Consider the following 23,823-nt stretch of genomic DNA (forward strand, 5'->3'; position numbering starts at 1 on the left):
AAGCCACGATAAAGCCCCTGCTATGCCCCACCCCCACGGGTTTCTGTTCTTTCGCTTAGCCAACAGGCCAACGATTACACCCCAAATAACACCCGCGATTAATTTTCCAAGTACGGCTTCCATTGATTTCTCCTATATTGCCTAACGCTGGAAATCAGCGGCGGCGGTACGCCGTCCGCTGCATTGACTTGTTAGGCTCATGCCGCTTGCGCGTCATAGCCCGCTCATTTTCATTGCCACAGCAACCGGACGTGATAGATCGAAGTAGAACTTATGCTCGGAACAATCCTGAGCAGTGACGCTAATCATTTTGATGAGCTTGTCAGGGTTGTCTGGGGCTTCGAGCGTGAACTCGATTCCTCGCTCGGAACCCGGTCCGCACCGCTCTGAAATAAAACCGTCGATGAGTGCTTGAGCCATTGCCATGCTCGCGCAGTTGATGATTGCCGGAGAACGATCTGAAAGCCCGTCACCGCCGTAAATCGGTGGTTTGTCGTCATGCTGCGGTTTGCTATTGCCGCCAAACAATCGCGAAATGATGCCCATGCTTCCGATCCCCTGAGAGCCTAACGCAAAGCTAAGCGGCGCCCTGACAAGGGCGTCCGGTGGAGGCCCAAAGGGCCGGAACGGACTTGAGCGACTGGTTAGGCATTGGATAAGCTCGGCCGCCCTGGTCGGATAAAGAAAGCATGCCGCTTTAAAAACGGCAAATAGCAGAGGTTTATAACATCAAAGAGAACCCAGAGTCGGGTACCGCATTCAAAAGCCCGGCTATCATAATGCGAAGAGACGTTGAATGCTGGGCTAGTAACCGCACCTTTCATCTCAACTTTCAGAGTGGCATCACCATCAGGGATAAAAATCTTTAGCGAGGTCCCACTCTGAATTGCCGCAACCCGCTCCCCATTTACGAAGACATCCAGCGGAACTGCTCGACCCAGATAGCCAGGATGACGATAAAGTATGATTTCCATATAGCCTAACGCTGAACGAAGCGGCGCGTCTCACGCGTCCGCCTTCCGTGACTGGTTAGCCCACCTGCGCACTGGCTGCATCCTCTAGATGATAAATCACAAGCCGAACTGCCAGGACAATCGCGGGCAACATCAAGATTAAAGGGATAATGAAAACGATCCAAGGCACGAGGCTTATAGGTCCTACCACTAGACCCGCGATTGGTATGGATTTGTGGAGCTTTTTGAATCGAGCCCAACTTACCCCCATTAGAACAAATAAGAACCATGCGATTGGTGAAAGAACAAGCGAAACAGTGGCTAGGGGTTGCATCACCCAGTTCATCTGCCCCCAGTGAAGCCCGAGAAATAGGTTCGGCACAGTAAAGACCGCTGCAGCAAAGAATGGCAGCGTGGCAGACAAAAAAACGTTTAAATAGCGTCGCACTCTCAGGCTCATTCTCATAGGGGGCTAACGCCGCCTTCACCGGCTTGGCCGGTGCAACGCTTTGTTAGCCAGCACTTCTTTCTGTGCCATTTTCGGAAGATCTAACACAGAATATCGATTACTTTCTTTTACAGGATAAGTCGAATAGACATGATCAATGAAATCGTTGAAATACAGAGCATCAGTTTCACGAACAATTTCTTCGACAACTTGAGCCTCATCAGTATCGATGGAGTTACAGATTTTCATATCACCCACAAATTCAATTTGTTCTTTTAAACTTCCATACGGGTTTCGTGTGACAACCACATTAAAATCAGAACTATCTCTTGCGAGATTAACAACATCATCTACATATGGACCATAGTGATTGAAAAGCCACTCTATATTTGATATGGTTCGGCCATGTCTTTGACTCATTTTCCAGTCAGCGAGGTACACCAACTTAGTAAACCTAGCCTTAGACAAGTCAGCCTTATGGGTTATTTTTGAGTAAAGAAACGCCATAAGGTCATGCAACTTTTTGTTCATCAACCTCTCCTTCGTTTCTGTTGTCATTTTTTGCTGGCAAAGGTCTTATATCTCGTGACGAAGCATCCGATATGAATTCAACCAATCGGTGGTTCTCTCTTTTTACCAGCTCTCTTAGTTTAGAATCATCAAAATCGTTCTGATCTTGACTTTCAAAAATTATTACACCTATATGATGACCGTGAGCATCTTCAATGGCAAATCCACCAATAGTACAGCTCTTCATTCTCAGCCGAGAGCTAATATCTCTTGAAAAACCGTAATTACCTTCAAGATATTGATAGTAGTTAGTATTCTTTCGGTTAAATAAGGGAATCTTTTTTTCGAAATACTCTCCCTCGCCCCACGCCTTTCCGATTACACCTTGGTTTCTTGCAAAGAATGGTCGACCCGGCTGATTGAATTCATGGTTTTTTGCAAATCTATCGAGAAGAACAAGATTCTTCTTATCACTATCTAAGTAATAGATAGATATTCTATGCTTGACTGTGAATGCCAGTTCATTAAATATTTGGCATGTCCAAAGATGTGCGATCCTCTTGAAAGAGATAATTAATTCTTCTGCTAACAAATAATTGTTTTCAACTTCTACTCTTAATCTGTTTTCTCGAAGTAAACTCTCACTTCTTAGCTGCTCGCTCTCTAGTTTAAGTCTCGATATTTCTTCGGCTCTAGAGTCAGTGGTAGCTTTAAGTGCTCGAAGGTCTTTGGCCTGGCCAATAGCGCCCCACAATGTTAACAAAAGGAAAAATATTGACCCTGAAATTGGATTCCATACGAAAAACTTGAGTGCGGACAACAACTCCTTGAAAGAAGATATAGCCCCTAAATTGTTGGCGCTCCACCAATCAACGACAAATGTTAGGAAAACTGCCACTCCTAGTGGCCCTAGCGCATTCAATATAACAAAACCGTGATCCTCTATTGCGCCAACCACTTTGCTAATAGGCCTTGAACTACTACTGAATCCTGGCAACTATTTACTCCTTAGTTAGATGATCATCTGGCTAACAGTGATTAGACCGCATGCGGTGTTAACGCATAACGGTAGCGTTCGGTATAACTCCGGAAACCCGGAGTCGCCTTGGGAATAAATCCCCTTTTAAAACAATGTTTTGACTGAGTGCTCATGCCTTCGACTGTATTCGCTTGACAGCTGTCCTTTGTAAATCTATTACTACTGTACAAAAAACCAGTGAAGGGAATCACATGGACAGCAAGCCACCTAAGCCGCGCCTGCAGGAGCAGTTTCACGCCTTGATGCGTGCACATCACTACAGCATCCGCACCGAGAAAAGTTACTGGTACTGGATTCGCTTTTACCTGCGGTTTCACCAGATGCGCCATCCGTTGGAGCTGGGGCCTTCCGAGGTCAATCACTTTCTGAGCTGGCTCGCCAGCGAGCGCCAGGTGGCGGCGGCCACACAAAATCTGGCATTGAATGCCATCGTGTTTCTCTACGCCCGTGTACTTGAGCGACCGCTGGGCGATATTGGCGAGACGATCCGGGCCAAGCGTCCGCCGCGCTTGCCGGTGGTGCTTTCGCATCAGGAGGCGATGGCGATCATCGGGCAGCTTGCTGCACCCTACGATCTGCTGGCGTCGCTGATGTATGGCGCTGGCTTGCGGGTGGTGGAGGCCTCGCGGTTGCGGGTGAAGGACATCGATTTCGACAAGCAGCTCATCATCGTGCGTGACGGCAAGGGCGGTAAGGATCGCACCACCCTGCTGCCGGCCAGCCTGATTGCGCCGCTGACGGAGCGCATTGCGCTGATTCGCGGGCGCAGGCAGGTGCGGGAGCCGTTCTATCAAGTGCCGGTGACAGTGCCCTTCGCGCTCAAGCGCAAGTACCCCAGCGCCTCCAGTTCGCTGCAATGGCAATGGCTGTTCCCGTCTGCCGGGGTATGCGTGGACGCGGATGGTGATCCGGTTCGCCATCACGTGCATGTCACGTCCATTCAACGTGCCGTCAGGCAGGCGGTGCAGGCGTGTGGGTTGGGCAAGCCGGCGAGCTCTCACACCTTTCGGCATACCTTCGCCACCGAGCTGCTGCGCCGGGGCAGCGATATCCGCACGGTGCAGACGCTGCTCGGACATGCCGACGTGCGCACCACGCAGATCTATACCCATGTGCTGGGCCAGGCGTTTGCGGGCGTGCGCAGCCCACTGGGGTGAGCAGTGGGGCGAACGATGGTAGGGCGTATGGGTATGAATGGCGGCGTTCCCTGCCGAGAGGATAGCGAAATGCCATCCATGCTGGCTGGGAAGGTAGCCCGGTCAGACGTCACGGTTCAAGCGCGCGTGCACGTTCCGACGGATAGAAACAACAAAGGCGCCCGAAGGCGCCTTTGTTTTGGCTCAGCAGCTATCAGTTCTTGGCGGCGCGCTTGCGCTGGTTCTCGTCGAGAATTTTCTTGCGCAGGCGGATCGACTTGGGCGTCACTTCGACCAGTTCGTCGTCGTCGATGAACTCCAGCGCCTGCTCAAGGGTGAACTTGATCGGCGGTACCAGGGCGATGACTTCATCCTTGCCGGAGGCGCGCATGTTGTCGAGTTTCTTGCCCTTGGTGGGGTTGATGGTCAGGTCGTTGTCGCGGCTGTGGATGCCGGCCAGCTGGCCTTCGTAGATTTCCTGGCCGGGCTCGAGGAACAGCTTGCCGCGGCTCTGCAGGGTTTCCAGCGAGTAGGTCAGCGCCTTGCCGGTGGCCATGGAGACCAGTACGCCGTTCTGGCGGCTGGTGACTTCACCACCTTTGATCGGCCCGTAATGGCTGAAGGTGGAGGTGAGGATGCCGGTACCCGAGGTCATGGTCAGGAAGCTGTTGCGGAAGCCGATCAGACCACGTGCCGGAATGGTGTATTCCAGACGCACACGACCCTTGCCGTCCGGCGCCATGTTGGTCAGATCGCCCTTGCGCAGACCCATCTGCTCCATCAGCGAGCCCTGATGCTGCTCTTCGATGTCGATGATGACGTTTTCGTAGGGCTCCTGCTTCTCGCCGTCGACTTCCTTGATCACCACTTCCGGGCGGCCCACGGCCAGCTCGAAGCCTTCGCGGCGCATGGTTTCGATCAGTACCGACAGGTGCAGCTCGCCACGACCGGAGACCTTGAACTTGTCCGCCGAGTCGCCTTCTTCAACACGCAGGGCGACGTTGTGCAGCAGCTCCTTCTCCAGGCGCTCCTTGATGTTGCGGCTGGTGACGAACTTGCCTTCACGGCCGCAGAACGGCGAGTCGTTGACCTGGAAGGTCATGGAAACGGTCGGCTCGTCGACGGTCAGCGGCGGCAGGGCCTCGACGTTGTTCATGTCGCAGAGGGTGTCGGAGATGTACAGCTCGTCCATGCCGCTGACGCAGACGATATCGCCGGCTTCGGCTTCGGCAACTTCGACGCGCTGCAGACCCGAGTGACCCATGATCTTGAGGATGCGGCCCTGGCGCTTCTTGCCGTCGGCGCCGATGGCGATGACCGGGGTGTTGGTCTTGATCTTGCCGCGCTTGATGCGGCCAACGCCAATCACGCCGAGGAAGCTGTTGTAGTCCAGCTGGGAAATCTGCATCTGGAACGGACCGTCAACATCGACGTCCGGCGCCGGCACGTGATCGACGATGGCCTGGAACAGGGTGTCCATGTTGTCTTGCAGGTTCTCGTGATCGAGGCCGGACAGGCCGTTCAGGGCACTGGCGTAAACGATCGGGAAGTCCAGCTGCTTGTCGGTGGCACCGAGGTTGTCGAAGAGGTCGAAGATCTGGTCCACAACCCAGTCCGGACGTGCGCCCGGACGGTCGATCTTGTTGACCACGACGATCGGGTTCAGGCCGGCCTGGAAGGCTTTCTGGGTCACGAAGCGGGTCTGCGGCATCGGGCCGTCGATGGAGTCGACCACCAGCAGTACGCAGTCGACCATGCTCATCACGCGCTCGACTTCACCGCCGAAGTCGGCGTGGCCGGGGGTGTCGACGATGTTGATGTCGTAGCCGTTCCACTTCAGCGCGGTGTTCTTGGCCAGGATGGTGATGCCACGTTCCTTTTCCTGGTCGTTGCTGTCCATCACGCGCTCGTTTTCCAGTTCCTTGCGGTCCAGGGTGCCGGACAGACGCAGGAGCTTGTCGACGAGGGTGGTCTTGCCATGGTCGACGTGGGCGATGATGGCGATGTTACGGAGATTCTCGATCACTGTTTGATACCTGAAAAGAAGCTGGAAGCATGAAGCTGTAAGTTGAAACCGAAAGCAGCACAGTCTCCGGGGTCGGGGGGGTGCTTGCGCCTGATGACGAAGTGGCTGGTAGGACCGAGGCTCTTCACTTCGAGCTTCCAGCTTCGGGCTTCAGGCTTGCAGGCCGGTAGACCCGCACATTCTGATGCCCCTCACAGAGCAGATGATGAGCATGCAGGCGGCTCATGACACCTTTATCGCAATAGAGCAGGTACTGGCGATTCGCATCCAGTTCCTTGAAGCGATTATTGAGGGCATAAAAGGGCAATGTTTGCACTTCGATGCCAGACAGTTGCAGAGGTTCGTCCTCGGCCTCGTCGGGATGACGAATGTCGAGGATGACCTGACCGGCTGTCGCCTCCGCCACGTGCTCGACCTGGATATCCTCGCCCAGCTCATCGATCACATGGTCGATGGCCACTTGGCGGGCATTTTCCAGAGCACGCTCGAGCACGGCCATGTCGAACTGTTTTTCTTCGTGTTCGATACGGTAGCGCTTGGCCTTGGTAGTCGGGTTCTTGGAGATCACGCCGCAATATTCGGGCATGTTCTTGGCGAACTCGGCGGTGCCGATCTCGAATGCGGTATTGATGATGTCCTGCTTGTGCGCCGCGATCAGCGGACGCAGCACCAGCATGTCGGTGGCCGAATCGATCACGGCGAGGTTGGGCAGCGTCTGGCTGGAAACCTGGGAAATCGCCTCACCGGTGACCAGCGCATCGATGCGCAGGCGCTCGGCGATCTGTGTCGAAGCACGCATCATCATGCGCTTGAGCACCACGCCCATATGGCTGTTATCGACCTTGTCGAGGATCTCGCCGACCACTTCCTCGAACGGCACGCTGATAAACAGCACGCGGTGCGAGCTGCCGTATTTCTTCCACAAATAGTGGGCGACTTCCATCACGCCCAGCTCGTGGGCGCGCCCCCCGAGATTGAAGAAGCAGAAATGCGTCATCAGCCCCCGGCGCATCATCTGGTAGGCGGCGACTGTCGAATCGAAACCTCCGGACATCAGCACCAGGGTCTGTTCAAGCGCGCCCAGCGGATAGCCGCCGATGCCGTCATGCTGGGCATGCACGACAAACAGGCGCTGATCGCGGATTTCCATGCGCACTTCGATCTCGGGCGCCTTCAGTGAAATCCCCGCCGCACCGCACTCCTCGCGCAGGCGACTGCCGACGTGGCGCTCCACGTCCATGGAACTGAACGGATGCTTGCCGGCGCGCTTGCAGCGCACCGCGAAAATTTTGCCGGGCAGGCGTTCGGCGAAGTGCGCCCGGCACTTTTCGACGATGTCGTCGAGATCGCCCAGCGGGTATTCGTGGACTTCCAGGCAATGGCCGATACCTGGAATACAGCACAGGCGCTCGATCATTTCGCGCAGCACTTTCGCGTCGCTGAGCGTGGTTTCCACCTCGATGTTGTCCCACACGCCAGCCACCCGCAGTTCGGGATCGAGCTCGCGCAGCACGGTGCGGATGTTTTTCGCCAACTGACGAATGAAGCCCTTACGCACCGGTGGGCTTTTGATGGTTATTTCGGGGAAAACCTTGACGATCAGCTTCATGAAAAACAGCGCACGCGCCGGCATGGCATAAAAAGAGGGGGGCGGAGTATATCGGAATTCGATCAACTTTTAGGCAGTTTTCTCCGACGCCCTATTTTGCCCTTAAATCGCTCGAAAAACCGAGGCGCCGCACTATTATGGTGCGCTAAACAGGCAACGACTGTCGGCCTGGGATTTGTGCCCCTTAAAAGCACCCCGAGTTAGACCCTTCTGCCCACAAAAGAGCACTGGCACGCAATTTGCTCTCTTGTGAGGCAGGTCGCCTTTGGCGGAACATCGCCGCCCGGCTTCACCCTGCTTCGGAAGCATTCCCTGTCAGCGCTTCCACTATCTGGAGAACACCATGTCGAAGTCGCTTCAACTGATCAAAGATTACGATGTGAAGTGGATTGATCTGCGCTTCACAGACACTAAAGGCAAACAGCACCACGTCACCATTCCGGCACGTGATGCAGAGGATGAAGACTTCTTCGAGCATGGCAAGATGTTCGACGGCTCCTCCATCCATGGCTGGAAGGGCATCGAAGCTTCCGACATGATCCTGATGCCCGTCGACGAAACCGCCGTGCTCGATCCGTTCACCGAAGAGCCGACCCTCATTCTGGTCTGCGACATCGTCGAACCGAGCACCATGCAGGGTTACGACCGCGACCCACGCTCCATCGCCAAGCGCGCCGAGGAATTCCTCAAGTCCACCGGCATTGGTGACACCGTATTCGTCGGTCCGGAGCCGGAGTTCTTCATCTTCGACCAGGTCAAGTTCAAGTCGGACATCTCCGGCTCGATGTTCAAGATCTACTCCGAGCAGGGTTCCTGGATGACCGACCAGGACGTCGAAGGCGGCAACAAGGGCCACCGTCCGGGCGTCAAGGGCGGCTACTTCCCGGTGCCGCCGTGCGACCACGACCATGAAATCCGTACTGCCATGTGCAACGCCATGGAAGAGATGGGCCTGGTCATCGAAGTGCATCACCACGAAGTGGCGACTGCCGGCCAGAACGAGATTGGCGTCAAGTTCAACACGCTGGTGAAGAAGGCGGACGAAGTTCAGACCCTCAAGTACTGCGTGCACAACGTCGCTGACGCTTACGGGCGTACCGCGACCTTCATGCCCAAGCCCCTGTACGGCGACAACGGCTCAGGCATGCACGTACACATGTCCATCTCCAAGGATGGCAAGAACACCTTCTCCGGCGAAGGCTATGCCGGCCTGTCCGAGACCGCGCTGTACTTCATCGGCGGCATCATCAAGCACGGCAAGGCGCTGAACGGCTTCACCAACCCGTCGACCAACTCCTACAAGCGTCTGGTTCCGGGCTTCGAAGCACCGGTCATGCTGGCCTACTCGGCCCGCAACCGCTCCGCCTCGATCCGCATTCCGTACGTGTCGAGCCCGAAAGCCCGCCGTATCGAAGCGCGCTTCCCGGATCCGGCTGCCAACCCTTACCTGTGCTTCGCCGCACTGCTGATGGCTGGCCTGGACGGTATCCAGAACAAGATTCACCCCGGCGATGCCGCTGACAAGAACCTGTACGATCTGCCGCCGGAAGAAGGCAAGCTGATCCCGCAGGTGTGCGGCAGCCTGAAAGAAGCCCTGGAAGAGCTGGACAAGGGCCGCGCGTTCCTGACCAAAGGCGGCGTGTTCAGCGACGACTTCATCGATGCCTACCTCGAGCTGAAGAGCGAGGAAGAAATCAAGGTCCGCACCTTTGTTCACCCGCTGGAATATGATCTGTACTACAGCGTTTGATCTGCGGCAGCTGTAAATGACAAGGCCTCCCTCGGGAGGCCTTGTTCGTTTCTGTCGTTTGCAATCCGCCAGCGTTCGCAAATCCCACCGATCGAACTTGCCGGCGGGCCAAAGCGGTGCAAGGCTTCAGCCTTCAAACCACGCGGAGCTTCCCATGCGCACTGCATTGTTCAGCCTGCTTCTGATTCTGAGCGTCCCGGCCCTGGCGCAGATCTACAAATACACCGACGACAAGGGCAACACCGTCTTCACCAACCAGCCACCGGATGGCGTAGCCGTGGACGAAGTGAAATTGCCCCCGGCCAATACCGTGAATATCAAAACCCCCGAGCTACCCCCGCCACTGCCCGACGACGCCCAGGGCGAACGGCAGCAACCCTACCGAAGCCTGGCGATCGGGGGTATTCCTGATGAAGAGGCGCTGCGCGCCAACAACGGCACCTTCACCGTCACGGCGCACCTCGATCCGGCGCTGCAACAAGGCCATCAACTGCGCTTTCTGCTCGATGGCATACCTCAGGCCCCGGCCAGCCGGTCGACCTCGCTACAGCTGAACAACGTCGATCGCGGCACTCACCAGCTGGAAGTCGAAGTGCTCGCCGGCGAGCAGGTGCTGCAGCGCACCGCAGAGACCTTCACCGTGCAGCGCGTTCACACCTCCAGCCCGGCACGTCGATGAGGCGATATGCCCGGCTCGGGGCGCTTGGCCTGCTGCTGGCACTTGCACTGCCTGCGGCTGGCCAGATCTATTCCTATATCGACGAGCAGGGCAATCGCGTCTTCACCGACCGCCCCGGTGGTCGGGCTGTCGAAACGCTAAAATCCAGGCCCACCAACAGCATGCCGGCGCAGCCGGTGGCAGCACCTACGACGGTCAGGGAAAAAATCCGCAGTGAATCCACAGCCGCCTACCAGCGGCTGGAGATCCTGCAACCGGAGCAGGATGCCACTTTGCGCGACAATGCCGGATCGCTGCTCGTCAGCGTGATCAGCGAGCCGGCGCTGCAGCCGGGCCATCAGTACCGTCTGTTGCTGGATGGCAATCCGACCGCCACCGGCGACAGCGCGACCCTGGCGCTGGAATACATCGACCGTGGCAGCCACCAACTGGCCGTGGAAATCATCGACAGCCAGGGCAAGACGCTGCTCCACAGCCCGCCCCGGACCTTCCATATGTTGCGCACCTCGCTGGCTCAGCGGCGCATGGTGAGACCCTGCCAGAAAGCCGATTACGGCGTCCGCCCGGAATGTCCACTGAAGGACAAACCACCCGAGAAACGAAATATTCCCTTCGTGCCCTTTCTGTGAGCACTTGACGCACCTGAATGGTGCATTATTGCGTTCACTCGCCCCGTTTGATTTTTAACAAGGGCGCGCCGCTCTGGTGCATGACGCTTCTCGCCTAAGAAACGAGCATTTGGTTTGCTTCTTGCATTTTCCGCATTTCACACCGGATGCAGACAGCCATGATCAACGAAGCCTTGCAACGCCTGCTGATCGAGAATCTGACCACTGCGACCCTGCTGCTGGATTCACGCCTGCACCTGGAATACATGAATCCGGCTGCAGAAATGCTGCTCGCCATCAGTGGCCAGCGCAGCCACGGCCAGTTCATCAGCGAGCTGTTCACCGAATCGGCGGAAGCGCTCGCAGCTCTGCGCCAAGCGGTGCAAGAGGCGCATCCCTTTACCAAGCGCGAAGCGACGCTGACCTCGGCCAGCGGCCAGTCGCTGACGGTCGATTATGCGGTCACACCCATTCTCAGCCGCCAGCAGACCTGGCTGCTGCTGGAAGTGATACCGCGCGACCGGCTACTGCGCATCAGCAAGGAAGAGGCGCAGCTGTCCACCCATGAAACCACGCGCATGCTGGTGCGCGGCCTCGCCCACGAGATCAAGAATCCCCTCGGCGGCATTCGCGGCGCGGCACAGCTGCTGGCCCGCGAGCTGCCCGACGAACACCTCACCGATTACACCGCCGTGATCATCGAGGAAGCCGACCGCCTGCGTAACCTGGTGGATCGCATGCTCGGCTCGAACAAGCTGCCGTCGCTGTCGATGACCAACATTCATGAAGTGCTGGAACATGTCGCCAGCCTGATCGAAGCAGAATGCCAGGGCAGCCTCACGCTGGTGCGCGACTACGATCCGAGCATCCCGGAAGTGCTGATGGACCGCGAGCAGATGATCCAGGCGGTGCTCAACATCATGCGCAACGCCATGCAGGCGCTTGCCGGCCAGAGCGAACTGGGCCTGAGCCGCCTGACCCTGCGCACCCGCACCCTGCGCCAGTTCACCATCGGTCATGTGCGCCATCGACTGGTGGCGCGTATCGAAATCATCGACAACGGCCCGGGCATTCCCGCCGAACTGCAGAACACCCTGTTCTACCCCATGGTCAGTGGCCGCCCGGACGGCACCGGCCTGGGCCTGGCCATCACCCAGAATATCGTCAGCCAGCACCAGGGCCTGATCGAATGCGAGAGCCACCCCGGCCACACCGCTTTTTCGATTTTCCTGCCGCTGGAACAAGGAGTCTCCTGAGCATGAGCCAAAGCGAAAACGTCTGGATCGTCGATGACGACCGCTCCATCCGCTGGGTACTGGAAAAGGCCCTGCAACAGGTAGGCATGGTCACACAGAGTTTTGACAGCGCCGATGGCGTCCTCGCCCGACTCGCCCGGCAACAACCGGACGTGATCATTTCCGATATTCGCATGCCCGGCGCCAGCGGCCTGGAGATGCTGGCGAAGATCCGCGAGCATTACCCGCGCCTGCCGGTGATCATCATGACCGCGCATTCGGACCTCGACAGCGCTGTGGCGTCCTATCAGGGTGGCGCCTTCGAGTACTTGCCCAAGCCCTTTGACGTCGATGACGCCGTATCCCTGGTCAAGCGTGCTCACCAGCACACCCAGGAGCTACAGAACCTGCAGGAGCCGGCAGGCCGTCATCACACCCCCGAAATCATCGGCGAGGCGCCGGCGATGCAGGAGGTGTTCCGCGCCATCGGCCGCCTCAGCCATTCCAATATCACGGTACTGATCAATGGCGAGTCCGGCACCGGCAAGGAGCTGGTCGCGCACGCGTTGCATCGCCACAGCCCGCGTGCAGCATCGCCGTTCATCGCGCTGAACATGGCGGCAATCCCCAAAGACCTGATGGAGTCGGAGCTGTTCGGCCATGAGAAAGGGGCCTTCACGGGCGCGGCCAACCAGCGTCGCGGCCGCTTCGAGCAGGCCGATGGCGGCACCCTGTTCCTCGACGAGATCGGCGACATGCCGGCCGACACCCAGACGCGACTGCTGCGGGTGCTGGCCGATGGCGAGTTCTACCGGGTCGGCGGACACACGCCAGTGCGGGTCGACGTGCGCATCATCGCCGCCACCCACCAGGACCTCGAAAGCCTGGTGCAGGCAGGCAAGTTTCGCGAAGACCTGTTTCACCGCCTGAACGTCATCCGCATCCATATTCCGCGACTCGCCGATCGCCGCGAGGACATCCCGGCACTGGCCGAACACTTCCTCGCCAGCGCCGCGCAGGAGCTGGCAGTGGAGACCAAGCTGCTGCGCCCCGAAACCGCACTGTATCTGCAGAACCTCGCGTGGCCCGGCAACGTGCGCCAGCTGGAGAATACCTGTCGCTGGATCACGGTGATGGCCTCGGGACGCGAAGTGCATGTCGATGACCTGCCACCGGAACTGCTCAACCAGCCCGCCGACGCCACGCCGGTACATAACTGGGAGCAGGCGCTGCGTCACTGGGCCGACCATGCACTGACACGCGGCCAGACCGGCCTGCTCGACGAAGCGGTGCCGGCCTTCGAGCGGATCATGATCGAAACCGCACTCAAACATACCGCTGGCCGACGCCGCGACGCCGCCCTGCTGCTGGGCTGGGGCCGCAACACCCTGACCCGCAAGATCAAGGAGCTGGGCATGGGCGATGGTGGGGAAGATGAAGATGAGGAATAGAACTGCCGCCTGACCTACCCCGAACTCCACGGAGCGCTCTTCGCTGGTCGCATTGGCTGGCGAACCAGGCATCGGCTTCCGCAGCGCCCGACTAGCCGGTGAGTGTGATCCGGCAGTGCGCAGGCTTCGGCTGAACCGGGAGACACAGCGCCGTATCCGACGCCATCCCCTTGCGGCACACTGCTCCGGTCCGGGAAACTGCCCGGTCAAACCCTGCACCGGGAGTTCCTGCATGACCAGCCAAGCTGCCGAGGTTCGGCGCTCTTCTCTCCGCCTGCCTTCCATCGACCGCCTGCTGCGCAGCCCCGCCTGCATGCCGCTGCTGGATCGCTACGGGCGCGAGGCTCTGCTCCGAACCCTGCGTGGTCTGCTTGACGAGCTGCGCGAACCGGCGCTGCTGGGCCAGCTCAGCGCACCCGAGTTGACCGAGGAAGTGCTGGCCGGTCGCGCCGGCGAACGCCTGGCCAGTCAGCACCGCAGCCGCGTGCGCCGCGTATTCAACCTGACCGGCACGGTACTGCACACCAACCTCGGTCGCGCCCTGCTGCCGGACGAAGCCATCGAGGCCATTACCCTCGCCGCGCGCTATCCACTGAACCTGGAATTCGACCTGGCCACCGGCAAGCGCGGCGACCGCGACGACCTCATCGAAGGGCTGATCCGCGAGCTGACCGGCGCCGAGGCCGTCACCGTGGTCAACAACAATGCCGCCGCCGTGCTGCTGGCGCTCAACAGCCTGGGCGCGCGCAAGGAAGGCATCATTTCCCGCGGCGAGCTGATCGAGATCGGCGGCGCCTTCCGCATCCCGGACATCATGGCCCGCGCCGGGGTGAAACTGCATGAAGTCGGCACCACCAACCGCACCCACGCCAGGGACTACGAAGCAGCAATCAACCCGCGCTCGGGCCTCTTGATGCGCGTGCATACCAGCAACTACAGCGTGCAGGGCTTCACCGCCAGCGTTGCCACCACCGAACTGGCGGCCATCGCCCATGCACATGGCCTGCCGCTGCTGGAAGACCTCGGCAGTGGCAGCCTGGTGGACCTTTCACGCTGGGGCTTGCCGAAAGAACCCACCGTGCAGGAAGCCCTGCGCGACGGCGCCGATATCGTCACCTTCAGCGGCGACAAGTTGCTCGGTGGCCCCCAGTCCGGACTGATCGTCGGCAGCAAGGCGCTGATCGCGAAGATCAAGAAAAACCCGCTCAAGCGCGCCTTGCGTGTGGACAAACTGACCCTTGCCGCGCTGGAAGCGGTGCTCAATCTGTATCGCGACCCCGACCGTCTCGCCGAACGCCTCACCAGCCTGCGCCTGCTCAGCCGCCCGCAACAGGAGATTCGCCTGCAGGCCGAACGCATTGCGCCAAGGTTCGGCGCAGTACTCGACGAAACCTGGCAGGTCAGCGTCAGCGATGCACTGGGCATGATCGGCAGCGGCGCACAGCCCGTCGCTCGTCTGCCAAGCGCTGCGTTGTGCATCCGCCCGCAACAACCGAAACGCCTGCGTGGCCGCAGCCTGCGCCAACTGGAAGAAGCCCTGCGCAGCCTGCCGATCCCGATCCTCGGGCGTGTGGCCGAAGATGCCTTATGGCTGGATCTGCGCCAACTGGACGACGAGCCTGCGTTCCTCGCTCAGCTGCCCCAGCTGCAGCGAGAGCTGGCACCATGATCGTCGGCACCGCCGGCCACATCGACCACGGCAAGACCGCCCTGCTCCAGGCCCTGACCGGTCAGCAAGGCGACCGCCGCCGTGAAGAGCGCGAACGCGGCATCACCATCGATCTGGGCTACGCCTACGCCGACCTCGGTGACGGCCACCTGACCGGCTTTATCGACGTGCCGGGCCATGAGCGCTTCGTCCACAACATGCTGGCCGGCGCCAGCGGCATCGACTGCATGCTGCTGGTGGTCGCTGCCGATGACGGCGTGATGCCACAAACCCGCGAGCACCTGGCCATCGTCGAACTGCTGGGCATTCGCCGGGCGCTGGTGGCACTGACCAAGATCGACCGGGTCGAGCCCACACGGGTCGATGAAGTTCGCCAGCAGATCACGGCGTTGCTGCAGCCCGGCCCGCTGGCCGGGGCGCCGATCTTTCCGGTTTCCTCCATCGACGGGCAGGGCCTCGAACCGCTGCGTCAGGCCATGCTTGATCAGGCTGCGCGCATCAATGCACGCAGCGAAAGCGGCCACTTCCGCCTGGCCATCGACCGCACCTTCAGCGTGACCGGGGCTGGCGTGGTCGTCACCGGCACCGCTTTCGCCGGTCGCGTGCAGGTCGGCGATGAACTCACCCTGTCGCCCCTCGGTCGTCGCGTACGGGTGCGCGGCCTGCATGCGCAGAATCGCGAAGCCAACGAGGCACACGCCGGCCAGCGGGTCGCGCTGAATCTGGCCGGCGAGCGCTTGGCCGTCGAGCAGGTCAGCCGCGGTGACTGGCTGCTGGCGCCCACGCTGCAGGCCGCCTCGCAACGCATCGATATCGAATTCACCCTGCTGGCCAGCGAAGCCCGCGCCCTCAAACACTGGACGCCCGTGCACATCCACCTGGGCGCGCAGGACGTCACCGGACGCATCGCCCTGCTCGAAGGCGAATGCGTTGCGCCCGGCGGGCAGGTGCATGCCCAGCTGCAACTCAACGCCCCCGTTCACGCCATTCATGGTGACCGGGTCGTCCTGCGCGACCAGTCCGCTCAACGCACCCTCGGCGGTGGCCGTGTGCTGGACCCCTTCGCGCCGCCGCGCAATCGTCACCGCCAGGCGCGGCTGGCCCAACTGCGTGCGCTGGCAGGCAATACGCTGGAAGACATACTTCCGCAACTGCTGCCCAGCGCCGTCAACGGTGTGGAACCGGCGTATCTGGAACGCCAGTTCAACCGCCCCCGAGAGACCTGGCAACTGCCAGACGCCGCCGTGGAAATCACCACTCGCCAGGGCACGCGGCTGTTCGAGCGCTCCTACTGGGACTATCTCGGGAAAAGCCTGGCCCCCGCGCTGCAACGCTTCCACGAGGAACAACCCGACGAACTCGGCCCCGACCGCGACCGCCTGCGTCGCTACGCCTTGCCCCAGCTGGAGCGGCCAGTCTTTATCGCCCTGCTGGAACAGGCGCTTACCGAAGGCGCGGTACAGGCCAGCGGCCCCTGGCTGCACCTGCCCGAACACCGCGTACGCCTGAGTGACGAAGAGGAAGTCCTCAAGGCGCAGCTGTGGCCGCTACTCGAAGCCGACGGTTTCAATACACCCTGGGTACGCGACATGGCCAAGGCGCTGGCCATTGACGAAGAATCGGTACGCAACCTGCTGCGCAAACTGGCCCGCCTCGGTGAACTGCAACAGGTGGTCAAAGACCTCTTCTACACCGAAGCCGCCACCCGCCAGCTGGCCCGCCTGTTAATGGAAATCGAACACGAGGCCGGCGTGATCCGCGCCGCCACCTTCCGCGACCGCATCGGCCTCGGACGCAAGCGCAGCATCCAGCTGCTGGAACACTTCGACCGCATCGGCCTGACCCGCCGCTTCGGCAACGAACGCAAAATTCGCTCCGATAGCGCACTGGCCACCGCCGTGGAGATCGGGTAGGGTCTGTCACTCGCAAAACGCCGTGGCAGACGCCCCGGCGCCTATCAAGGAAGGCAATCGCAGCCGGTGCTGCGGCCGGGCTTCAAATCCTCTATTCACCTTACCTATTAAAGGTATATTCCGGCAAATACTGGACTAGCAGCGCCTCTTGCTTCCTCAGCAGCTGCTAACGTTGGGTATTACTAGCATTTGGCTTCGACACTTTTTCGACACTTCAAAACGATCGCATCGTGATCTAGAGCCAAAAAAAAAGCCCTCAATTTGTAGAGGGCTTTTTCGCAATACTGCTTATACTATGCTGTTAAGCTTCTTTAAGCTGCTCATAGAAATATATCTTGCTTCGCTCAAGCTCTTTATTGACCCATTTCTCTGAAAAAGAGTCAACTTCGCCAGAAGAAAATAAAATTCGATCTTCAAAGTCCATAGGAATTGAAAACGCACCATCTCGGGAGCTAACTACCGTAACGCTAGGCTTAGTTTTCTTTGAAATAAAATCAAAAAAGTTTTTCATATGCGCCTCACGAAGCGAAAGACTTTAAGCATTTTTCCACATATATGGAAACTAATTTAGCTGCTGTTAAAGCAAACAGCTTATCTCTATCTGGAGAAAACTGCCCTCGTGCACTGCTTGTAAATACTAGCACACCCAAGGGCTTTCCGCCAGTTAGAACTTTAGATGAATCTTTAACTGGCACTGATAAGAAAGAACGATACTTAGCCTTATCATTAGGACCTAAAGCACTATTAGAAAGTTCCGTACTGTCATATATATCATGGCAGATCTTTAGCTCATTGAGAATGAAAGTTAGCCCTACGTGGCCTGCGCCAGGCTTCCAACTACGATTTGAGGGTTGCAGACGGTCATCAAACCTACGCCATTTGATGGTTAGATTGTCATTGGGGATATCGTATACATATAGACAAATATTATACAAATCTTGCCCTTCATAGCCGAAAAGCTCGTGCCTATACTTTACAAGAGGGGCAAGAATTTTATTCAGCCCCTCATCCCATCTTTTAATGTTTTCTTCGTCAGTACTGAGCCTTGCCTTCTCATTTAGCTCATCAATCATATTTTCAAGTTCAAGCGTCATTAAGTAGATAACAGTTTGCTGAACTTTAGATGTATCGTATAGCTGCGCAGCTCTAGGAATAATTGTTCCTTGCAAATGCTCGATCTCTTCTACCAGGCCATCCACTTCAAGCGACAACGAACGCCTTGTCGATGCTTTGTAGATAGTGATGGTAAAGAATACGTGCAACACTATACTAACGGCAAAAATAGTATTTTCAGAGATAGTAAAATTATCTTTATCAAATAATCTCGTTATAAAAAAACCAATAAGTATTGGCGCCACTAGAGTTATCCAAGTGTTAGCGGCAACAATTCCGGCATGAAATACATCAGTTTCAATGCGCCTATTGCTATCGTTTTCAGCCTTAACGGCTTTTGTGTCTTTCATATGATTTAATCCATGCCCGGCGCTTATCTTACTCAACTCTACCAACTGTTAGTCTCGCCTATTCAAGTCAACACTCATCTTACAGTTCCGGCGCTCAATACTCCCTTCTCGATAAGGACAAAGGTCTCTTAATCGTGATTCCTTACCTACTATCACTATTTCTTTCTTGCTGGAAGCAGTTGCCCTTGGATCGAGGGCCACTTGTATAGCTGGAACGACATTGGTCGCGCCTTGGGGAACGTAGTTTTTGTCGTTAAATACGGTTTGCTTGGGCGGTGCCTCTGCCGTAGCGGCTTGAGGCTGGGCTGATTGCGGCTGAGGCGTTGCACCTCTTGCGGCCACTTCCTCTACTACCCTATCCCAATCCTTGGCCGCTGCTGGCTCTGCTCGCGTGATCTCGGCTACGGGGGCTGCCGTGGGTTGGGCGCGCTTATCGGCGATGTCCTGGGCGGTGCCTTTGAGGAATGCTGAACTCACCATCTGTAGCGCAGCTAGCATGATTACGGTGCCGATCAGCCCTGGTATCAGCCATTCTACGGCTCCCTTGCGCGGGCGCCTTCTGATGTAGTCCGGGGCGTCGTTCCATTCAGCCTTCATATCTCCCTCTCCCTGTCCTTCGGGCGTACCAGCGCCTAGTCACTTCCTTGGTGATCGCTATCCCGCGTCTTGACTGGTCAAGTTTCGGTTGGCCTCGTCGTAGTCTGGGCTGGTCTGGCCTTTATCCGGCATGACTTCCCCGGTCATCAGCCACCACCGATAGCTTGGGTACAGCAAACCCAGCTGCTCGATCTCCTCTGCGCTCATTCGCGCTTTCCCACGCTTGATGCTCTGCCACCTGACGTATTCCTTGCTGTTCACCTCGGCAAGGTCTTTCAGGCTCGTCGCCTCAAGCAATTTAAGGGCTCTATCAAGCATTCGGGCCGTCATTATCAAAATGAATCGTATGGACTATTGCCATAATCCAATGAGGTATGGATACTGTCCATATGGATTTATTCCATACGCCTAGCTCCAAAGAAGACCAACATAGTGCAACAAAGGCCAAGGACATGGAAGGAAACCTACCGCCGATTGATTTTCACAACGCCCCGCCAGTGATGCCGTGGCGCCAGTTCGCCGACTGGATTCGCATGGGCGAAGAACACGACGTGGTCTGGGGCTGGATTCGCAACGGCTACATCCCGTCTCACAAGGTCGGTAAATACGTGATGGTCAATGTGGTGCTCTTGACCAAGCAACTGATGGAAAAGGAGTGGGACACATGATCCGCGCCGTCTACGGAAAGCCAGGGGAGGGGATGGCCTATGAACAACTACCAGCGCCTGCCACACACCGAACACTGCGACTGCTCTGTTTGCTGGTCCAGACGCGAAATGGCGAAACCCGCTCCCTCCCGGTCCACACCCTGCGCCCAATGCCGCCCCGCGTCTGCGGTGCCGATCCGCACGCTAAAAATGGGCCGCGTCGGTGGGATCTGGAAGCCTCTGCTCTCGGAGTGGAAAGTGGAACCGGCCTTTATCTGCGAGAAACACACGCGACCCGACCGACCGCCGAAGTACTGGAGCGTTATCTACGACTCGGGCAAGTCAACGCCCTACGTTCCGATTCACGAACCGTTCGATCTGGTGGGGTGATTGTATGAGACAGCCAACCGCCCTCGTTGCCTGCGAGTTCTCCGGTCGCGTCCGTGATGCGCTGACCCGTGCAGGGTTCTATGCCGTCAGCTGTGACCTGCTGCCATCCGAAACAGAAGGCGAACACATCCAGGGCGATGTATTGGACGTGCTCGACTGGGGCTGGGATCTGCTGATTGCCCATCCACCCTGCACGGATCTGGCAACGTCTGGTGCCCGCTGGTTTCCCGAGAAGATTGCCGATGGCCGTCAGGCCCGTGCTCTGGAGTTCGTGCGCAAGCTGCTTGCCGCTCCGATCCGTTTCAAGGCCTTGGAAAATCCGAAATCGGTGATCTCCAGCCAGATCCGAAAACCGGACCAGATCATCCAGCCCTGGATGTTTGGTCATGGCGAGCGCAAGGAAACGCATTTCTGGCTCCAGAACCTGCCGCTCCTGGTGCCGACCGAAATCGTCGACGGTCGTGAACCGACCGTACACCACATGGCACCGGGGCCGGATCGCTGGAAGAACCGCTCGCGCACCTATCAGGGCATCGCCGAGGCAATTGCTGCGCAGTGGGGCGGTCATGTGCTGAGCCGGCTTGCCAACCCCGCTCGGCCTGTCCAGGTCCAGGGCCGCGCTCCCGGCTTGTCCGAACACGCTTCACCGTTCGGAAAAACGGAAGCACGGGCGCAGCGCACCCTTGACCCGGCACGAACCGAAACAGCCTCTGCTCGGGAGTGTGGGGAAAGCTTTTCTCCCCGCGCTCCTGAGCCCTCGGCGGCAAGAGTGGGATGACAAGGGCAAAGCCCTTGGTGTTAACCAACAAGAGAACACGCACAACGCGACGTTTTAACCCGTAGGCCAAGTAACAGATCACCTCGGCGAACTTGCGAGTTCACCGGTTCGGGATCGCTCGGCCTACAGAAAGCAAAGCAGCGCAATAAAGCGCAACTAGAGAGAGGAAACACAAATGGCACGTTCGATCATGGAAGTTGCATTTCTCAGTGCTGAGAAAGTTGAGTTCGACAACGTAAAGCTGGTGAAGCTGTTTGTCGGTGACGAGCCGGACGGCAAACGTGACCTGGGCATTTCCATCCTGTCGATGAATGTGGCCGAAGAAGCCCTGGACGAAGTGTGGGCCGCCTGCGAAGGCCTCGATGTGCTGGAGCCGATCCGCGTCACCACTGAGATCGAGCGCGGTTCCAAGAACACCGGCAAGTTCATCGTCCTGCACGTCGAGCCGGTGAAAGTTGCTACCGCTCAAGCCGCCAAGCCGAACCCCCAACAACCCGCCAAGCCTGCCCCCGGCGTCCAGCCGGAGCCGGCCAAAGCCAACTAATCGGGAGGGGCGGCCATGTTGATCGAAGACCGGGTGATCTGCGACTGCTGCGGCAACGACATGGGCAAGCTCATGTCACTGCCCGCGCCGCAAAGCGATCTGCTGCCCGACCTCAACCTGCCGCCCCATTTCGCAGTTTGTCCTGATTGCGAGCCGTTGGAACAAACCGAGTAAACCTGAATGGCCACGAACTTCTATTGCCCAGGCATTGCGCAACTGGAGACTGAGGCCAATCGGGTGACCTGTTCGGAAACTTTACAAGTAACGCCAGCGGCTGACCCTGTGAAGCTTTCGGAGTTGGTGGCAGAGGGGATTTACTGGGGGCTTGCTTATTGGGCTCTGTTCTTCATCTTCCGCCAGATTAAAAAAGCGATTGAAACTGATTGAAACTCACCCGAGGAAATACAACATGAAAACCAAAATGCTGGACTCGCTGAAACGCTTCTCCCGTACTGCCCCTGCCAAAGCTGGTCTTGCCGCTGGTTTGCTGGCTGCAAGCAACTTCGCGTCTGCTGCCATCATCGATATCGATGTGGCTGATGTGGTTGGAACTCTCGGTGCCGCCATCATCACCGTTACAGCGGTTTGTACTGCTGCGCTCTCCATCGTAGTGGTGGTGCGCGTGTTCAAGTACGTGCGTGGGGCGCTGTAAGCAACACCGGCAATAAATAGGGCTCGGTTATCCGGGCCCTTTTTCATGGCACTGAAAGTATCGGGCCTCACTGATGAATAAGACCAGTTTGCTAGGGCGTATCTTTTTTGGGCTTTGTTGCTTGTTCGCTTCTGGCTTCGTTGCGTCAAATGAGTTTTATTGGCAGGCAAGACAAGCAACTGCCCCTCATGCACCAACTGCTATTGCCGCCTGCAAAGCTGCGAACGCTAACGTTAGTTATACGCAGACTGTTACAGCTGATCGCGTTCGCTGCATGATGTATAACGGCTCATACTTATTCGATGCTGAGCGAAAAACAACGAACTGTACTGTTGATCAGTCTTATGATTATGACGCTCGAATCTGTCTTGACAACAACCCCCCGGAACCGCCTGAAGAATGCAAAGTAGATGATCTATTTCCAGCGCGCGGTCCTGACTCTCCGATAGTTGTTGTTGGTGACGGCACAAAAGCGGTCGTTTCTCAGCCTCCGACCAATGTTTGCTTCAACTCTTGCTCTTATTCCGGCACACCCGGCGAAACCCGTTCAAGCGGTTGCTATATTTCTGGCTCTGATGCGTCCATGGGTTATTGCAACTACATTATCAAAGGCACGGGACAAAGCTGCTCTGCTGAGTCCTACACGCTGGCTTCCTCTGGCACTCCGCTGAATCCTCCGCCGGATCCTGCCGATCCGCCTCCGACTCTGTGTCCTCCCGGCTGGAGTGTGTCTGGCACCACGTGTCACAAGCTCCCTCCCAAAGACCCGAACGATCCTACCGATCCTACCGATCCTACCGATCCTACCGATCCGGCCAATCCCGGCGGCGACGATGGTGGTACTGGTGGCGGGGGCGGTGGGGGCAACGGCGGCAATGATGGTGGTGATGGTGGTGATGGTGGTGACGATGGTGACGATGGTGATGGGGGTGACGGTGGCGATGACGGCTCCGGTGGCGGCACTGGTGCAGAGCCTCCCGCTAACGGTGGCGGCGAAGATGGTGATGGCAATTCAGCCGGTCACTCCAATGATTGCAAGGTCGCTCCGTCCTGCGATGGGGACGTTTTTCAGTGCGCAATCCTTGCTCAGTCCTGGAGTAATCGCTGCGCGATGCTGGCCGGGCCAACCGAAGCAGATTTGAAGAAGATCGCTGACCAGAAAGCGCAAGCCATCGCGGACCAGCAAGTTATTCAAGACGAGTTCAATTCCGATGTGTCCGGGCTGATGAACCAGTTCAACTCCGGTGTTGGTAGTGGTTCCAGACAAGGCACCTGCTTGCCTGATGAGGAATTCACCGTCATGGGCAAGACCTTCGTTCTGCCCATTTCTAAAGCCTGTCCTTACCTCGCGCTGCTCCGATACGCCGTCATCGCTATGGCCTACCTCGGTGCGGCTCGCATTGTCTCGCGTGCCATTTAGGAGGCCTCGCCATGTTTCCAGTCATAGCGTCTGCAGTCGGCTCAGCAATTGGTGCACTGCTGCCGCGCATAGCTGCTGCGGTCGGCGTATTCGCCATTTCCACTATTGCCATCAAGCCGATCATCACTGGCCTACAGGACAAGGTTTTAGGTCAGATGGCCGGCTTTCCTCCGGGCGTTCGCGACTTCCTTGCCTACCTCGGCGTTTATGACGCGGTCGCCATCATCTTCTCGGCCTACCTGATGTTGATCGGTATTCAGGCCGCAAAGGCTGCTGCGTCAGCCAAAGCCAGCAAGAAGGGGTAAG

General features: G+C 57.8%; 26 protein-coding genes. 17 read left to right on the forward strand and 9 right to left on the reverse strand.

The genetic code is table 11. The annotated features are described in order from the left end of the window. Positions 1-213 precede the first annotated feature (213 nt). The 3 genes from NAV32_RS05805 to NAV32_RS05815 all read right to left on the reverse strand — a co-directional run bounded on the left by NAV32_RS05805 (position 214) and on the right by NAV32_RS05815 (position 2,908). Complete coding sequence (locus NAV32_RS05805; RefSeq protein ID WP_256051850.1) at positions 214-546, reverse strand: hypothetical protein; 333 nt, start codon at positions 544-546, stop codon at positions 214-216. Positions 547-1,437: 891 nt separating this feature from the next. Next, positions 1,438-1,932 (reverse strand): Panacea domain-containing protein, encoded by a 495-nt coding sequence (locus tag NAV32_RS05810; RefSeq protein WP_256051851.1) that lies wholly within the window; start codon positions 1,930-1,932, stop codon positions 1,438-1,440. Beyond that, positions 1,913-2,908: a hypothetical protein gene (locus tag NAV32_RS05815; protein WP_256051852.1), complete on the reverse strand. Its 996-nt coding sequence runs from the start codon at positions 2,906-2,908 to the stop codon at positions 1,913-1,915. Before NAV32_RS05815 ends, NAV32_RS05810 begins: the two co-directional genes overlap by 20 nt. A gap of 233 nt (positions 2,909-3,141) precedes the next feature. Here NAV32_RS05815 and NAV32_RS05820 point away from each other — a divergent pair, with 233 nt between their 5' ends. After that, positions 3,142-4,107 carry an integron integrase gene (locus tag NAV32_RS05820; RefSeq protein ID WP_256051853.1) on the forward strand — a complete coding sequence of 322 codons (966 nt, stop codon included), beginning with the start codon at positions 3,142-3,144 and terminating at the stop codon, positions 4,105-4,107. A gap of 193 nt (positions 4,108-4,300) precedes the next feature. Here the strand turns inward: NAV32_RS05820 and typA are convergent, their stop codons facing one another. Then, positions 4,301-6,112, reverse strand: a complete 1,812-nt coding sequence (gene typA / locus NAV32_RS05825; protein WP_256051854.1) for a translational GTPase TypA — start codon at positions 6,110-6,112, stop codon at positions 4,301-4,303. Between the two features lie 124 nt (positions 6,113-6,236). Then, positions 6,237-7,721 (reverse strand): tRNA uracil 4-sulfurtransferase ThiI, encoded by a 1,485-nt coding sequence (gene thiI / locus NAV32_RS05830; RefSeq protein WP_256051855.1) that lies wholly within the window; start codon positions 7,719-7,721, stop codon positions 6,237-6,239. A gap of 343 nt (positions 7,722-8,064) precedes the next feature. Here thiI and glnA point away from each other — a divergent pair, with 343 nt between their 5' ends. The 7 genes from glnA (at position 8,065) to selB (ending at position 17,026) form a co-directional block, all read left to right on the forward strand. Further along, on the forward strand, positions 8,065-9,471 hold the full coding sequence (gene glnA / locus NAV32_RS05835; protein ID WP_256051856.1) for a glutamate--ammonia ligase: 1,407 nt from the start codon (positions 8,065-8,067) through the stop codon (positions 9,469-9,471). Between the two features lie 154 nt (positions 9,472-9,625). Then, on the forward strand, positions 9,626-10,150 hold the full coding sequence (locus tag NAV32_RS05840) for a DUF4124 domain-containing protein (RefSeq protein ID WP_256051857.1): 525 nt from the start codon (positions 9,626-9,628) through the stop codon (positions 10,148-10,150). Then, positions 10,147-10,779 (forward strand): DUF4124 domain-containing protein, encoded by a 633-nt coding sequence (locus NAV32_RS05845; protein WP_256051858.1) that lies wholly within the window; start codon positions 10,147-10,149, stop codon positions 10,777-10,779. The genes NAV32_RS05840 and NAV32_RS05845 overlap by 4 nt, the downstream gene beginning before the upstream one ends. A 158-nt stretch (positions 10,780-10,937) precedes the next feature. Next, a complete protein-coding gene (glnL, locus tag NAV32_RS05850; RefSeq protein ID WP_256051859.1) occupies positions 10,938-12,014 on the forward strand; it encodes a nitrogen regulation protein NR(II) in 1,077 nt (358 codons plus the stop codon). A 2-nt stretch (positions 12,015-12,016) separates the two neighbouring features. After that, a complete protein-coding gene (gene ntrC / locus NAV32_RS05855; protein ID WP_256051860.1) occupies positions 12,017-13,444 on the forward strand; it encodes a nitrogen regulation protein NR(I) in 1,428 nt (475 codons plus the stop codon). Positions 13,445-13,676: 232 nt separating this feature from the next. Next, on the forward strand, positions 13,677-15,113 hold the full coding sequence (selA, locus tag NAV32_RS05860) for an L-seryl-tRNA(Sec) selenium transferase (protein WP_256051861.1): 1,437 nt from the start codon (positions 13,677-13,679) through the stop codon (positions 15,111-15,113). Continuing rightward, the gene (gene selB, locus NAV32_RS05865) at positions 15,110-17,026 is read left to right on the forward strand and encodes a selenocysteine-specific translation elongation factor (RefSeq protein WP_256051862.1); all 1,917 of its coding nucleotides are present in this window, start codon (positions 15,110-15,112) and stop codon (positions 17,024-17,026) included. The genes selA and selB overlap by 4 nt, the downstream gene beginning before the upstream one ends. Positions 17,027-17,327: 301 nt before the next feature. Here the strand turns inward: selB and NAV32_RS05870 are convergent, their stop codons facing one another. The 4 genes from NAV32_RS05870 to NAV32_RS05885 are packed head-to-tail and all read right to left on the reverse strand — an operon-like array spanning position 17,328 to position 19,404. Continuing rightward, positions 17,328-17,537, reverse strand: a complete 210-nt coding sequence (locus NAV32_RS05870; protein WP_256051863.1) for a hypothetical protein — start codon at positions 17,535-17,537, stop codon at positions 17,328-17,330. Positions 17,538-17,544: 7 nt separating this feature from the next. Then, positions 17,545-18,489 carry a GAF domain-containing protein gene (locus NAV32_RS05875; protein ID WP_256051864.1) on the reverse strand — a complete coding sequence of 315 codons (945 nt, stop codon included), beginning with the start codon at positions 18,487-18,489 and terminating at the stop codon, positions 17,545-17,547. Positions 18,490-18,537: 48 nt separating this feature from the next. Continuing rightward, entirely contained in the window at positions 18,538-19,086 is a 549-nt protein-coding gene (locus NAV32_RS05880) for a hypothetical protein (RefSeq protein ID WP_256051865.1), read from the reverse strand. A 57-nt stretch (positions 19,087-19,143) separates the two neighbouring features. After that, positions 19,144-19,404, reverse strand: a complete 261-nt coding sequence (locus tag NAV32_RS05885; protein WP_256051866.1) for a DNA-binding protein — start codon at positions 19,402-19,404, stop codon at positions 19,144-19,146. Positions 19,405-19,538: 134 nt separating this feature from the next. Between NAV32_RS05885 and NAV32_RS05890 the strand changes: the two genes are divergently transcribed. The 9 genes from NAV32_RS05890 (at position 19,539) to NAV32_RS05930 (ending at position 23,822) form a co-directional block, all read left to right on the forward strand. Continuing rightward, positions 19,539-19,754 carry a DNA-binding protein gene (locus NAV32_RS05890; protein ID WP_256051867.1) on the forward strand — a complete coding sequence of 72 codons (216 nt, stop codon included), beginning with the start codon at positions 19,539-19,541 and terminating at the stop codon, positions 19,752-19,754. A 39-nt stretch (positions 19,755-19,793) separates the two neighbouring features. Further along, positions 19,794-20,123: a lysogeny maintenance protein PflM gene (gene pflM / locus NAV32_RS05895; protein ID WP_256051868.1), complete on the forward strand. Its 330-nt coding sequence runs from the start codon at positions 19,794-19,796 to the stop codon at positions 20,121-20,123. A 4-nt stretch (positions 20,124-20,127) separates the two neighbouring features. Further along, positions 20,128-20,901: a DNA cytosine methyltransferase gene (locus NAV32_RS05900; protein ID WP_256051869.1), complete on the forward strand. Its 774-nt coding sequence runs from the start codon at positions 20,128-20,130 to the stop codon at positions 20,899-20,901. 175 nt (positions 20,902-21,076) lie between these two features. Continuing rightward, positions 21,077-21,445: a hypothetical protein gene (locus tag NAV32_RS05905; protein WP_256051870.1), complete on the forward strand. Its 369-nt coding sequence runs from the start codon at positions 21,077-21,079 to the stop codon at positions 21,443-21,445. A 15-nt stretch (positions 21,446-21,460) separates the two neighbouring features. Beyond that, positions 21,461-21,619, forward strand: a complete 159-nt coding sequence (locus NAV32_RS05910; RefSeq protein WP_256051871.1) for a hypothetical protein — start codon at positions 21,461-21,463, stop codon at positions 21,617-21,619. Between the two features lie 6 nt (positions 21,620-21,625). After that, entirely contained in the window at positions 21,626-21,832 is a 207-nt protein-coding gene (locus NAV32_RS05915; protein WP_256051872.1) for a hypothetical protein, read from the forward strand. A 22-nt stretch (positions 21,833-21,854) separates the two neighbouring features. Further along, entirely contained in the window at positions 21,855-22,097 is a 243-nt protein-coding gene (locus NAV32_RS05920; RefSeq protein ID WP_256051873.1) for a major capsid protein, read from the forward strand. A 73-nt stretch (positions 22,098-22,170) separates the two neighbouring features. Then, the gene (locus NAV32_RS05925) at positions 22,171-23,517 is read left to right on the forward strand and encodes a virulence factor TspB C-terminal domain-related protein (RefSeq protein WP_256051874.1); all 1,347 of its coding nucleotides are present in this window, start codon (positions 22,171-22,173) and stop codon (positions 23,515-23,517) included. 11 nt (positions 23,518-23,528) lie between these two features. Beyond that, the gene (locus NAV32_RS05930; RefSeq protein ID WP_256051875.1) at positions 23,529-23,822 is read left to right on the forward strand and encodes a DUF2523 family protein; all 294 of its coding nucleotides are present in this window, start codon (positions 23,529-23,531) and stop codon (positions 23,820-23,822) included. Position 23,823: the final 1 nt, after the last annotated feature.

Source organism: Stutzerimonas stutzeri, assembly GCF_024448695.1.
Lineage (GTDB): Bacteria > Pseudomonadota > Gammaproteobacteria > Pseudomonadales > Pseudomonadaceae > Stutzerimonas > Stutzerimonas stutzeri_T.